The organism is Nocardia vinacea NBRC 16497, assembly GCF_000308835.1.
Taxonomy (GTDB): domain Bacteria; phylum Actinomycetota; class Actinomycetes; order Mycobacteriales; family Mycobacteriaceae; genus Nocardia; species Nocardia vinacea.
In genome coordinates this window covers 41,773-54,686 of record NZ_BAGN01000162.1, presented here as the reverse complement: position 1 = coordinate 54,686, position 12,914 = coordinate 41,773, and the positions used below count along the sequence as shown (strand labels likewise).

Annotated in this window: 10 protein-coding genes; 5 read left to right on the top strand and 5 right to left on the bottom strand. The window is 65.0% G+C overall.

Annotation, left to right across the window (positions count from 1 at the left end; all coding sequences use genetic code 11):
* Positions 1–86 precede the first annotated feature (86 nt).
* The 3 genes from ON44_RS21635 to ON44_RS21625 all read left to right on the top strand — a co-directional run bounded on the left by ON44_RS21635 (position 87) and on the right by ON44_RS21625 (position 3,423).
* Positions 87–848, top strand: a complete 762-nt coding sequence (locus ON44_RS21635; RefSeq protein WP_040692907.1) for a bestrophin-like domain — start codon at positions 87–89, stop codon at positions 846–848.
* A gap of 48 nt (positions 849–896) precedes the next feature.
* Complete coding sequence (locus ON44_RS46960; RefSeq protein ID WP_157187245.1) at positions 897–1,805, top strand: hypothetical protein; 909 nt, start codon at positions 897–899, stop codon at positions 1,803–1,805.
* Positions 1,806–2,148: 343 nt separating this feature from the next.
* On the top strand, positions 2,149–3,423 hold the full coding sequence (locus ON44_RS21625) for a cytochrome P450 family protein (RefSeq protein WP_040692905.1): 1,275 nt from the start codon (positions 2,149–2,151) through the stop codon (positions 3,421–3,423).
* Positions 3,424–3,495: 72 nt separating this feature from the next.
* Here the strand turns inward: ON44_RS21625 and ON44_RS21620 are convergent, their stop codons facing one another.
* The 5 genes from ON44_RS21620 to ON44_RS21600 form a co-directional block, all read right to left on the bottom strand.
* Entirely contained in the window at positions 3,496–4,785 is a 1,290-nt protein-coding gene (locus ON44_RS21620; protein ID WP_040692902.1) for a cytochrome P450 family protein, read from the bottom strand.
* 232 nt (positions 4,786–5,017) lie between these two features.
* Positions 5,018–6,205 (bottom strand): cation:proton antiporter, encoded by a 1,188-nt coding sequence (locus tag ON44_RS21615; protein ID WP_157187244.1) that lies wholly within the window; start codon positions 6,203–6,205, stop codon positions 5,018–5,020.
* A gap of 85 nt (positions 6,206–6,290) precedes the next feature.
* A complete protein-coding gene (locus ON44_RS21610; protein ID WP_040692899.1) occupies positions 6,291–8,006 on the bottom strand; it encodes a 3-deoxy-7-phosphoheptulonate synthase in 1,716 nt (571 codons plus the stop codon).
* Positions 8,007–8,046: 40 nt separating this feature from the next.
* Positions 8,047–9,534 carry an NAD(P)/FAD-dependent oxidoreductase gene (locus tag ON44_RS21605; protein ID WP_040692897.1) on the bottom strand — a complete coding sequence of 496 codons (1,488 nt, stop codon included), beginning with the start codon at positions 9,532–9,534 and terminating at the stop codon, positions 8,047–8,049.
* A gap of 616 nt (positions 9,535–10,150) precedes the next feature.
* A complete protein-coding gene (locus ON44_RS21600; protein ID WP_040692896.1) occupies positions 10,151–11,266 on the bottom strand; it encodes a hypothetical protein in 1,116 nt (371 codons plus the stop codon).
* Between the two features lie 281 nt (positions 11,267–11,547).
* On the opposite strand from ON44_RS21600, the gene ON44_RS51335 reads away from it, so the two are divergent.
* Together ON44_RS51335 and ON44_RS21590 are read left to right on the top strand one after the other, a co-directional pair.
* A complete protein-coding gene (locus tag ON44_RS51335; protein ID WP_040692895.1) occupies positions 11,548–11,718 on the top strand; it encodes a hypothetical protein in 171 nt (56 codons plus the stop codon).
* Positions 11,719–11,838: 120 nt separating this feature from the next.
* Positions 11,839–12,543: a PIG-L deacetylase family protein gene (locus ON44_RS21590; RefSeq protein ID WP_040693009.1), complete on the top strand. Its 705-nt coding sequence runs from the start codon at positions 11,839–11,841 to the stop codon at positions 12,541–12,543.
* The last annotated feature ends 371 nt before the right edge of the window (positions 12,544–12,914 follow it).

The following is a 12,914-nucleotide window of genomic DNA, read 5'->3' as shown; positions in this document are numbered from 1 at the left end:
TTGCTGACGTTCGCCGAGCTCGACCTCGGCGGGCCGCATCATGCGGCGGAGATCTGGTTGGTGGGTTCCAGGAGGTGCGTCGCTACATGCTGCTGATATTCATCGTGCCCGTCCTTGCGGCGATTATCGCTGTGGCCATCTTCATGATCGGAGATCGGCTGCGACCGAAGTCTTGGGTGTCGACCGACGAGGAAGCGGCCGGTTCCCTCGTACTCGAACTGATCAACACTCTCTTCCTGGCGGTGGTCGCCTTCGTGGTGGTGATCTGCTGGCAGGAGTACGACAACGCGCACAATCACACCATTGCCGAAGCGAAGGCGCTGGTGGATACCTATTCGACCGCGCATTCCATGCCGGATCCCGAGCATCGCCAGATCCAGGACCTGGTGCGGGATTACACCGATCAGGTGCTCACGCGGGAGTGGCCGGTCATGCAGGCGGACCGGCGGTTGAGTCAGCCCACCCAGGACACGTTCGACAGCCTCCGCGATGCCGTCGCGTCGGTGAATACGACGGATCCGGACGTCGCGGACCTGCGCACGAGTGCCATGGCCAGCCTCGACGCCGCTGCCGAGGCGCGCCAGGACCGAGCCATGGACGCGAGTTACGAAATGCCGGTATTCCTTTATGCGGCGCTGTGGTTCGGCACCATCCTGCTGCTGTGCACCGCCGTGCTCTCGGGTGTGGAGGTCACCAAGCGCAGTGTGCTGATGACCGCGCTGCTCGGTATCGTCGTCGGCTCGACGGTGCTGGCGATCTACAACCTCGACCGGCCGTTCTCCGGCGGAAACAGTGTCCCGAAGGACGCCTTCGAATACGCCATGTCCCGCTACGCGCACATCACCTGACGGACCACCCGAGACCTGCGGAGCTGCGACGGATGGGACATCGGCAACATGGCGTTTCTTGTACAAAGACGAAGGGCCGCACTCGGATTGGCGGCGGCGACGGTGGTGCCGTTGTTCGCGGGTGGGCCTGCGGCCGCGGATTCGACGGGCCCCGAATGGCCGGTCATCGGTGATATCGCCACCGGGAGTGCTGCTGTCGACGCAACTGGGACCGGAAGTGCGGCTGCGGATTCCGGGAGCAGCTTCTACGGCGGCGCCTTGGATCTCGAACCGAGGGGTGTCACCACCGGAAGCGCGGCCCCGGGGACGGCGATGTCGGGCAATGCGAAGCGGGGCGGCGCGGGGACCGGTACAGGCTCCATCGACAACGGCACCGATGACCCGCCCGCCGGCGGGCACGCGGATGCGACGGCCGGAGCTGGCGAATCCCTTGGCCTCGACCCGGGCAGCGTCCAAACCGCCTGCACCGGCAGCGCCGTAATCGGTAGCGCGACAATACTGCTCGGACTTGCGACCGGCAGCGGCATAACCGGCAGCGGCATAACCGGCTCCGGTTTGATCGGCACCGGTTCGGTCGGATCGAGCGGATCCGGCCTCGGCAGCGTCGTCGTCGGCAGCGCGACGACCGGCAGTGCACTGCTGACCTGTCTGCTCCTACTCCCGACACCCGAACCGCCTGGCATCCCCCTGCAACTCGCCCCGCCGCCCGTGCCGGCGATACCCGCACCGGCAGCGCTGATCGCCCCACCGGAATTCCCCCCAGCCGCACCGGCACTCGCGATCGTTCCGGAAACACCGATTCGCACCACCCCGCACCGACCACCGGCCCTGGCTGCCGAATCCGACCCGGAGGATCCGATCGCCTGGAACCTGCTGGAGCTGGTGACGGTCATGGTGGTCACCGTCCTGACGGTGGTCCGCAAGATTGCTGTCGGTCGCAACAGGCGAGCCGAATGACGCCCGCCGGGAGAGCTCTGATCTGCTGAGCCCGGGCGAATGCTTGCTCGTACGGCGGTTGGAGCTGCGCGTCTCATGAGCGGTGGCTATCATGACGGCGGACACTCAAGAACTGGTCTGGGGCAACGGATTTGGATCATGGGCACCGGCAGGAAGCTCATGACCCGCACCACACGTGCTGCCCACATGGGGCAGATCGGCGCGACTGAAGTCGTGCGAGCAGTTTGTTCGTAGTTCGTTGTCATCAACCTGCCGAAGCTCGCCGCTGTGACGTAACTGAGGTCAGTGCTGGGTCCGCTCGATTGTCAAGGTTCTTTAGTCTTCAAAAGTTCGGAGTTCATCTGTGACAACGCATACGCATCACCCACCGGAATCACGGTCCTCGGTCGGCGGCTCACCGGGCTTCGGGGCCGGGCCGCGCATCGTGATGTACACCCCGGAATTCGCCGCCGACCCGCACCGGGCCTACGGGCAGATGCGCAAGAAGTTCGGATCGCTGGTGCCGGTGGATCTCGCCCCGGGCGTACCGGCCACTTTGGTGATCGGCTACTACACCGCGATTCGCATCCTGACCGATCCGGACCACTTCCCGGCGGATCCCCGGACGTGGGAGCGAAACATTCCGGCCGAGTGCCCGGTACTCGCCATGATGAAGCGACGGGAGAATGCCCTGCGCACCGACGGGCAGGAACATAAGCGCTATCGCGAGTCCACCAGCGCGGCGATCAATGACGTCGATCTGCTCGGCATGCACGCGGTAATCGAGCAGATCGCGATCCCGCTGATCAATACGTTTTGTGCCGACGGACACGCTGATGTGTTGCAATGCTACGTTTTTCCGCTGGTGTTCACCGCGGTGAACACCATGCTGGGAGTCGACGCCGATATCGGCGCGCGGGTCGCGGCGGCGATGGACGCCATGTTCGATGCCGGCGCCGAGGTCGGTGCGGGCGACCGCATGCTGCACGAGGCGCTGCGGCTGCACACCGAACGTAAGCGGGAGGAGCCCGGTGACGACATCACGACTCGATTGATGCGTCACCCGAGCGGTCTGACCGATGAGGAAGTGATCCAGCAGTTGGTGACGCACTACGCGATCGGGGTCGAGCCGCTGGTCCACCTCATCGGCAACGCGTTGCGGCTGATGCTGACCGACGATCGATTCGCCGCGGGCATGCACAGCGGTAGTCTGTCGACCCGGGATGCGTTGGACGAAGTGCTGTTCACCGACCCGCCGTTGGCGAACTACTGCATTTCCTATCCCCGGCAACCGGTCCTGCTCAATGGTGTGTGGTTGCCCGCCCACCAGCCCGTCGTCATCAGCATGGCGGCGTGCAACAGCGATCCCACCGTCAATGCTGTCGACGGCGTCGAGCGCGATGGCAACCGTTCACACCTGGCCTTCAGCGCCGGACCACACATGTGCCCGGCACAGGACGCCGCCTATCTGATCGCTCAGGACGCGATCGACCAACTGCTCGATGCCCTGCCCGAGATCGAGTTGGCCGGTCCGGCCGCCGAACTCGGTTGGCGTACCGGGCCGTTCCATCGCGCGTTGACCGCGCTGCCGGTCGTCTTCCCGAAGTCCGATCCGTTCCCGGAGTTCCCGCCTCCCTGAGAACCCTGCCGAGCCGAGGGCCGAGATCGCCGTACCATCGACGATCTCGGCCCCCGCTACGGTGGCCGACACCTACATGAGTTTCATCGGTGCGGACGGTGTGAAAATGACCGGGAATGCCGCCATCGCACGGTGGAAGGGACCGGGCCGCCAGATCAGCTGATCCGGGTGCACCCCGAGTTGGATGTCGGGCAGTGCGTCGAAGAGCTGATCGATGGCGTACTGAACAGTCAGGTACGCAACGCCTTTGGCCGGGCAGGTGTGTGGTCCGGCGCTCCACGCCAGGTGTGAGCGATTGCCGAGACGTCGACCGTCGGCGTCGTCGTCGCCGCGGATCTCCGGGTCGTTATTGCAGCCGGTGAGGCTGATGACGACCGGTTGGTCCGCGGGCAGCCAGATATCGTCGACCATGATCGGCTGGCGCGGGTAGGTGGTGCAGAAGTTCGCCATGGGTGGGTCGTTGAACAGAACTTCGTCGATCGCCGTGATCGTCGACAGGTTCCGTCCGAGGACATCCGCGCACTTGAACCGGTCGTCGGTGATCATCAGCAGCAGCGCGTTGGTGATCAGGTTGCGCTGTGCTTCGAATCCGGCGCCGTAGAAGCTCATCAACTGGGCGAAGATTTCTATGTCGTCCATGGCGGCCGGGTGGTGTGCCAGCCGTGAGGTGACGTCGTCGCCGGGATGGTCGCGTTTGAGCTGGATCAGCTCCAGTAGTGCCTCTTTGAGCATTGCCATGCCCTGGGCGCTACGGACCGTGTCGAAGCGTGCCGCCATACCGCTGGCGACGCGCTGCCCGATGTCGGGTGGGCAGCCGACCATTTGGTTCAGGACACCGAGGACGAGCGGAAACGCGTACTGGGTAACCAGATTGGCGTTTCCGGCCTTGCAGAAGGTGTTGATCAGCGGGATGGCGATCTGCTCGATGGTCGAAGGCAGTCCGTGCACATCGATTCCGTCGATGCTCACGACGGAGGCATCCCGATAGCGGGCGTGGGTAGGTCCGTCGTTGTTACGTGCGGCCGGGAGCCAGGCCATCATCGGTCGCACCGGGCAGTCCTCGGGGACGGACTTCTGCCAGGTGCGGGGGTCGGCGGGAAAGTGGGTGGGGTCGTTGAGGATTCGCACTGCGGTCGCGTAGCCGATCACGAGTGTGGCCGGCACGCCGGGCGCCAACTCGATCGGAACCAGTGTGCCGTACTTGCGCCGCATCTCGTCATAGGCGTGGTGCGGATCGGCGACGAACTCCGGTGTGTACAGCGGAATCCGCTCAGCGGTAGTGCTCGATGTTCCGTGCGGAACGGGGCAGACTCCGGTCGTGCCGGTGTGCGGATCGGACGTGGGGGGATGCGGTGTGGTCAAAGACGTTACTCCAAACGGTGGAACAGAATTCGACAAAGACTGAATCAATGAGCGCGGGCAGATTCCTCGAACAAGGTCATCGGTGCGTCGTCGAGCATTCGAAACGACACACCCTTCCTAGGACCTTTCCAGAACCTGGCGACTCGCCCACGCTAGCAACATAGCAACGGGCAGACGACGATGCCCGGGGAACCTGGTTGCTACCCGGTTGATTCGAGCGTGTCGTCGACGACTAATCCACCGGACCGCCGATGGACAACCGGTTGACCGGGGTGGCTGTATCGACCGGTGGTGTCCCGTGGACGCCGATCAGCCGCAGCAGCGGCGCCGTCATGGCCGTTGTCACCAAGGCCATCACCACCAGCACCGAATATAGTTGCGGGCCGATGAGTCCCGTGCTGAGCCCGACGTTGAGTATGACGAGTTCGGTCAATCCGCGAGTGTTCAGCAATGCCGCCAACGCCGCCGCCGATCGCGATGTCAGGCCGGTCAGTCGCCCGGCCGCATAGACGCTTCCGAGCTTCCCCACGACGGCCACCACCATGATCACCACCAACTCGCCGACGGCGGCCCGGTCGATCGCTCCGAGGTCGACCGCGAGCCCCGCCACGACGAAGAACCCGGGTAGCAGCACCAGACTCAGAATCCGGGCACCGGATTCGACCGCCTCGCGTCGCGCTCGCGGGAACACCACGCCGAAGGCGAACGCACCGAATATCAAATGCAGTCCGATCCATTCGGTAATCGCGCCGAGCAGCAGCGCGCCGCCGACACCGACCACGATCATCGTCTGCTCGGTCCCGGCCTCCGCGATCCGCACCAATGCCGGACGCACGATCCACCACGTCACCGCCACCACCGGTACCAGCAGCGCCAGTCGCCACTGGCTGCCCGTTCCAGGGTGCGCGACGGCCAGCACGACGGCCAGCGCCGTCCAGGCCAAAATGTCGACCAGCGCCGCACAGGCGAGGCTGAGCTGACCGATTCCGGTGCGTGTCAGCCCACGATCGTGCAGGATCCGGGCCAACACCGGAAATGCGGTCACCGCCAGGGCGCAGCCGATGAACAGCGTGAAGCTCGGTAGGTCACCGGTTCGGTGGCGCGCCAGCGCGGTCGCGGCGATGCCACAGCCCAGGAGGAACGGCACGGCGTAGGCGGCGACCGATACCGCCGGGATCGACCGTCGGCTGCCCGCGAATACGCCGCGGTCGAGTTCCAGCCCGGCGACGAACATGAATACAGCGACGCCCACATTGGCGAGCAGGGTCAGATACGAGCGGATCTCGTGCGGAAACAACATGTCCGACAGATGCGGCCCCAACACGGTCGGGCCCGCGAGTATCCCCGCGGTGATCTCCCCGATCACCGCGGGCTGGCCGACGCGCTCGGCCAGCCACCCCAAGATCCGAGCTGCTGCCATGATGAGAGCGAGATCCATTAGGACAACGACGATTTGACTACTTTGCACTTACTTCTCCCTCGCGATTCGACGGGCTGCGGCCCGATCAGCTTGCCCACATCGCGCTCAGTGTGGTGATGACACAGTGCAGCGCCCGTCCGGTATCGAGTCTGGTGTCCAGGCGACTTCCGGGGTCGCAGTCGAGGTGCAGGCCGCCCGGTGCGGTGCCCGTGGTCCGGCAGGCGCTGACGAAGGTGTGGATCGCGGCGGCGGGATCGTCGGCGTGCATCGGATCGCACACCCAGCCCACCGGGGTCGCAAACCGGGCGGCTGCCTCGAACAACGCGGGAAGTGCGTCGGCGGTACGGGTGCCCGACAGTGCGGGAACGAGCGTGAGCCGACCGGGCCGACGCTCGGGATTCAGATATCGGCACAGGAACTCGACGTCGTCCGGCGTTGCGGTGGGGCCGAGGGTTACGGCCAGTGGGTTGCGGACGCGGGCGGCGAAAGACAGGTGCCTGTGGGTGAATTCGTGGTTTCGGTCGCCGATCCATAGCAGTTGGGTCGAACGGTCCCACTCCGGCCGCTCCAGCCGACGTCTGGTCGCATTCGAATCGCAGGGCTTGGCCGCGCGCGAGATATGCAGGGGCGCAATGGAACTGTACAGCTCACGGGAGGCCGCCGGTGCGCTGGCCGCGATGGGGAGCATCGCGGCGACCTCGACCAGCAGATCGCGTGCCACCGACGCCGGGTAGTGGTCCGCAGCGCTGCGGAGCATGTCCGCGCAGAGCGCGATAGGGGGGTTCGAGACGCGCCAGCTTTCGAGCAACGCCGCCGCTCTGCGGTATCCCTTCGGCAGCCGATCTCGCACGGCAGCGCTGGAATCGGCTGGTTCCCAGCATGATTTGCCGTCATATCGCAGTTGGCCGATGGTCACGATCGGTGTGTCCAGTCCGTGCTTCAGCACGGCGGCGGCACCGATAGCCAGCGCACGGCGGGCGGGCAGTGTCGCGACATCGAGGGCAGCGGAGGTGCGCGCACCGAGATGGACAACGAATGCCTGTCCGCGCGCTGCCGCCGCCAAATCGGTGGTGAGCGAGTCGGATTCGCGCGGATGGACCAGTGCGGGCAGCGCTCGCGAACACGGTTTACTGGTGCGCGCCGATTCGATATCGCAGCCACCTCGGTGTGCGGGCGGTTGCGAATGGGTGTAATCGGGCTCATCGGCCCAGCTCAGATCCTCATCCGAGATGGGGGCATGCTCAGGTGGCACGACACTGGGATTGAATATCTCGCGGATATAGCACAGCGGCCGATGATCGCCGAGCATGATGACGTACGCCTTTGCCGCGCAGAGGCGACCATCGGGCCATCTCGTGACGCCCGCCCGCAGCACATGTCGCCGCTGGGATACACCACGGGAAATCAAGCCGCGTCCGATCGGCACATGCAGATCGTCGGTGCCTGCCGCTGCCGCAGGCCCGCTCACGGCGACGACATAGTTCATCGATGCGGTCACCATATCGGCATTGATCAGACATGACCGACGGACGATGACCCGGTCGGGGCCGGCCAACCGCAATGCGTCGGAGACGGTGGCGGGTAGCTGCTCGGCCGCGAGTTCGTCCTGGCGCAGCACCCGCACCTGCAGATCCGTGCCGAGTATGGCCTCGAGTCTCGGCTGGGTGAAGTCGTCGCTGGCCAGCAGCCGCCGGGTGATCGGATGGCCGAAGCGCGCGATTTGTTGTATGGCTGTCCGGGTGCCCGAACCACCGACCGAGGAATCGCCCGGTGGTTCGGGGTCGGAGCGCGTGATCGTCATAGTGACCGGCTTCGCGCTGTGGTTTTCACGAAGGCCGGAACTAGAGTACGGGGACGTCGGCCGCCTTCGGGGGGAGCACCGGCCGCGCTATGGCCTCGATCTCGGCGGCGTCGCGTGGCCGGGTGGTCAGGCCGAGTACCGGTTCGGTGGTAATCCGCACATCGTTCAGCACCGTGTCCGCCAGCGGGTCACGCCAGTGGTCCCAGACGACCGACATATCCAGATGGCCCATGTACTCGAGGTTGGCCGAGTCCGCGTGCAGTTTTTCGGTCTCGGTGAGCGCGGAGGCGATGGTGTCGGTCGGGGTGCGCCCCTGCTCTCCCGAGGTTTCGTCCACATCGGTGAGTCCGGCCATGATCCGGGTGAACGACACCTCTGGGGTGTCGCCTTCGTGCGCCTCGGTGAGTTTGTCTGCGTGCGAGAAGTATTCGTCGGAACCGATGTACTGCTCGTACATACGCGAGACCAACACGAGGAAGCGTGAGTAGGCCCGTCGGGCAGTGTGCTCGTAGAAGGCCAGTGCATCGGCCTCGCTCATCTCGCCGCGCAGGGTGGTCGCGATCGCGGCCGCGGCGACGAGCCCGCCATACGTCGCCAGATGCACGCCGGTGGACAGCAGCGGATCGAGGAAGGCCGCGGAGTCGCCGACGAGGGCGTAGCCCGGACCGCTGAACCGATCCGACACATAGGAATAGTCCTGCTCGGCCTTGACCTCGGCGACCTGCTTCGCGCCTTCGAGCAATGCGCTCATGGCCTTGCTGTCGCGAATCGTGTTGAGGTAGTAGGCATCTCGGCCTTGCTCACGTAGTCGCTCGCCCGCCTTGCGCGCGGAAACCACGTAGCCGACGCTGAATCGGCCGTTGGACAGGGGGATATGCCAGAACCAGCCGCCCTCGGGGGTGGACACGACATTGATCGCGCCTTCCGGGCTGTCCGGGTGCAGGTGCGCGCCCTCCCAATACGACCACACCGCGACATTGCGGAACGCGGGATGCTGCCGCCGCATGTTGAAGCGCCGCTTGGCCAGCAGGCCGTATCGTCCCGAGGCGTCGACGAGGAAATCGAATTCGGTGGTCTGAGTGCCGTTGTCACCGGGGCCGGTCCATTCGACGGCTACCGGGCGGTCACCATCGAAAATCACGTTCTCGACATTGGCGTTCTCGATCACCTGCGCGCCTTGTTCGGCCGCGTTGCGCAGCAGAATGTCGTCGAACGCGTCTCGCTCGACCTGGTATGACCAGGCTTCGGCATCGACGAGCTGGGACCAGTCCAACAGCCAGTTATCGTTCTGCCACTGGAAATAGCCGCCGCGCTTGATCTGGAAGCCGTGTGCCGCGACCTTCTCGAACGCGCCAGAAAGACGCAGCGTCGACAGGCACGATGCGAGCATCGATTCACCGATGTGATACCGCGGGAACGTATCTCGTTCCAGAAGTGTCACCCGTATCCCTGATCGAGCCAGCAGAGCCGCGGTTGTCGACCCCGCGGGGCCGCCACCGACAACGAGGACATGCGGATCATTCGCCATTGCACACTCCTTGGAACAGCGGGCACCGACCCGGACTGTGCGTCCACATCGGCAACCGAACCAACTCCGGCCCCACGGTGGTGGATCAACCCGGACCAAGCGTCGCCGTCAGTTTGCCATCCATGGCGACGCCCACGTCAGATTGTAGCGGCAACAATCGAATCATCAACCGCCGGAGTCGATTTGGTGATGGCAGTCAATTGGTGGTAACCGGTGTCTGAAGGGTAGCCGATACCCCCGAATCGGACCTGCTCGCCGAACCGCCCTTACAAAGCACGCCTGGGCAGGTGTCGGATGCGGCGGCGCGAGTCCGCGGATGCGGTTCGGAGCAGCACTTTTCGTCGAGACCGTGCGCCGCGATCGGAGGGAATCGCCTGGGCGTGACAGGCGAGGTCGTTCGGTGTCGTTTGGCATCACCCCGCTCTTCCGGCAAATTCAGAGTAAAGCCCAAACCAGGTCCGCGCGAGGCGTTCGCAAAGTTGACTTCTGCGGTTGGCGACCGATGCGGCGCAATCAATGCGCGGATTCCGCTGCGGCGGAAGTGATTTGCCCAGCCAGGCGGCCAGCAACGCGGGCGCGAACTGTCAAGTGCACCCGCGTTACCTGATCACGACGCCTATTCGGGTGTCTGGTCGACGGCCCCCGCCACCGTGACTGTGGCTTCGGCGGCGTGCCGGGCGACCTCGGGGGTGCACCGTCCGAGTCCGCACGCGGTGGCGACACCGAAGGCATTGCGACCCAACGCCTCCTCGAAGAGCGCACGCGCGCGGTCGCTGGTCTCGACGGAATCGGTGGAAACCACACCCGCGATCACGCGCCAGTCGGTGGCGAGTCCGCGCAAGGGAGCGTAGAAGCGAGGTTCCAGTGGTGCGGGCTCGGCACCGTGGGCGCACGGAACATGCACCGGGGGTAGTTGTACCCCTTGACGATCCAGCAGTCGCGCAGTGCGATTGAGCAGTGCTACCGCGGGCGCCAGACTGCGTGGGGCCAGCAGGCTCTTGTGCTGATAGTCGCCGTAGCACAGGTGCACGGTGGTTTCCGCACCGATCTCGTGGAGCCGTCCGAGGACGCCGGCGAGCTGACGCGCAACCAGCGGGGCCAGCGCCCACCGCGAACCCAGTTGTGTCGCTTTGACCATGCTCAACAGTGCGAGTGGGGACTCCAGCTGCCAGCTGATCCGGTCGCCGTGACGAGCGACTACTTCCGATACCTCCTGCACCATCGCTTCGGTGAACACCGGCAGTTGCCGCAACGCGGCGACTGTGAGATCGGAGTGCCGCAATGCCTTTCCAACCGGTAACCCACCGGATACGGCCGCGCCCGCGAATACGAACATTGCGAGATCGAGTGGATTCGGCAGGCTTATCTGCACTCTCGTCTCGGCCAATTCCGGTCGTTCGCGCTGCAATGACTCGAAGGCCGCCACTACTGCATCGATGCGCTCGACCCGGTCCATCGAAACATGCTGTGTTTCCAGCTTGCGGCCAGACCGGAGGCCGTAGCTGGGGAAGTCGCTGTAGTCGGCGTACTCGCCTCCCTCGACGATCTCGAAGACATCGGAATGCTGCTTGCGTGTCCGCAGGTAGTCGATGATCCAATCGGGATCCAGATCGCAGGGTAAAGCGGTGACCGGCGAGCCCGTGGTGCGGTCGGCAAACCATTGCAGGACAGCGCGATCGCCTGTCATCAGGTCCGCCGGAAGACTGCCGACATAGTGTGCATACCTGGTCATGGGTGGCCCCTTAAGGTTTGGAATATATGCAAGCGGACAGACCTTAGTGTCGCAGGTGCGCCAGAACGCACAACTTCGACGGTTTCCGTTGTCGCACTTTCGAATTCGGGGAATTGAGCGCGCTGCGGCGCGGCGGGTCGGGTGGTGAAGCGGTGTCAGGGTTAACCCTGATCTTCACCCGGATATCGGTGCTGAGCTGGTGATTTATCACTATCCGGCTGCCAGCATGGAGGAGTCGGATCGTCGGATGGCGGTTCGCCCGAGACCTTCTGGAGGCTGGCATGTTGTGGAAAATCATCGGTGTCGTAGCGGTCGTCTGGATCGCGCTCGCCATCATCGGTGCGTTGATCAAGGGGCTGTTCCCGATTCTGGTGATCAGCGCGGTCGTCTTCGGGCTGTACCTGCTGTACAAGGCGGTCGCGGGCTCGGACAACTCCGTCAGCAAGCTGTAGCGTCCGCCCGCGGGCCCGCCGGGACTTCGGGCGCCGCGGTTTCGAGAGGTGGGCCGTGCGCTGTCCGCCGCGGGCAGCGCACGGCCCACCCGCGTTCGGGTGTCTGCTTGAATGACCCATGTGGAGCAGGTTCCCGAGGATTGGCAGCGCGGCCTCGTCGTCGTGGCGCATCCGGACGATATCGAATACGGTGCGGCCGCCGCGGTGGCGCGTTGGACGGGGCAGGGCAAGGACATTCGCTACGTGCTGGTGACCTCCGGCGAGGCCGGGATCGCGGGCATGCCGCCGGCGGAGGCCGGGCCGCTGCGTGAGGCCGAGGAGATCGCCGCCGCCAAGGTGGTCGGGGTGCACGAGGTGGAATTCCTCGGCTATCCGGACGGTCGCGTCGAAGAAACCCTTGCGCTGCGCCGCGATCTGGCCGCCGTGATTCGTCGTCATCGTCCGGAATTCGTGGTGCTGTTCAATTTCGGCGACACCTGGGCTCCCGGCTATGCCAACAGCGCCGACCATCGCGCGGTCGGCCGCGCCACCCTCGATGCCATATCCGATGCGGGCAACGAGTGGATTTTTCCGGATCTCACCGAACCGCCGTGGTCGCCTCGGCTGGCCGCGGTGGTCGGCCCGAGCGCAACCCACGCCGTCGACGTCACCGACACCATCGAGCAAGCCGCCGCCTCGCTGGCCGAGCACCGCCGCTATCTCGAGGTGCTCAGCCCCGAACCGGTGGCGGATCAGGTGCGTGCGGTGATCGACATGGCGACCGCCCCGAAGCCGGGATTCCCCGCCGCGCGCGCCGTCGGCTTCGAGCTCTACTATTTCGGCTGAGCGCTGTGACAGCAATCACGTCGACTTCCGGCGTCGCAGCCACTTCCGCGAGAATGTTGCGGAAATCACGTTTGCTGATGGCGACCAGCCCGATCGTAGGTCGAGCTACCCGACGAATTGCATAGCCGGTGATCGGCTGGTTATCTGCACTGGTGGTGCGAATGCAGTTGTCAGCGGGTACTGATCAACTGCGGAGACTCCGATTCGGACGCGGGGACCCGACGGGTTGTGAGTCATTGCTGTGATAGCGAGAGCGTACTGATTCGAGGGTTGCGCGCGAGCGTGGGAACGCCGTGGCGGACCTTCACCTAGGCTGTTACAGGCCGCGTTATGAGGCCGATCGCGTTCCTGGGAGCGAATGTCGTAACAGA

What these genes read in the sequence shown, in the direction of transcription:
- ON44_RS46960 (WP_157187245.1), top strand. Translation starts at nt 897, where the DNA reads ATGGCGTTTCTTGTACAAAGACGAAGGGCCGCACTCGGATTGGCGGCG.
- ON44_RS21610 (WP_040692899.1), bottom strand. Translation starts at nt 8,006, where the DNA reads ATGACGATCACGCGCTCCGACCCCGAACCACCGGGCGATTCCTCGGTC.
- ON44_RS21605 (WP_040692897.1), bottom strand. Translation starts at nt 9,534, where the DNA reads ATGGCGAATGATCCGCATGTCCTCGTTGTCGGTGGCGGCCCCGCGGGG.
- ON44_RS21635 (WP_040692907.1), top strand. Translation starts at nt 87, where the DNA reads ATGCTGCTGATATTCATCGTGCCCGTCCTTGCGGCGATTATCGCTGTG.
- ON44_RS21600 (WP_040692896.1), bottom strand. Translation starts at nt 11,266, where the DNA reads ATGACCAGGTATGCACACTATGTCGGCAGTCTTCCGGCGGACCTGATG.
- ON44_RS21615 (WP_157187244.1), bottom strand. Translation starts at nt 6,205, where the DNA reads ATGGCAGCAGCTCGGATCTTGGGGTGGCTGGCCGAGCGCGTCGGCCAG.
- ON44_RS51335 (WP_040692895.1), top strand. Translation starts at nt 11,548, where the DNA reads ATGTTGTGGAAAATCATCGGTGTCGTAGCGGTCGTCTGGATCGCGCTC.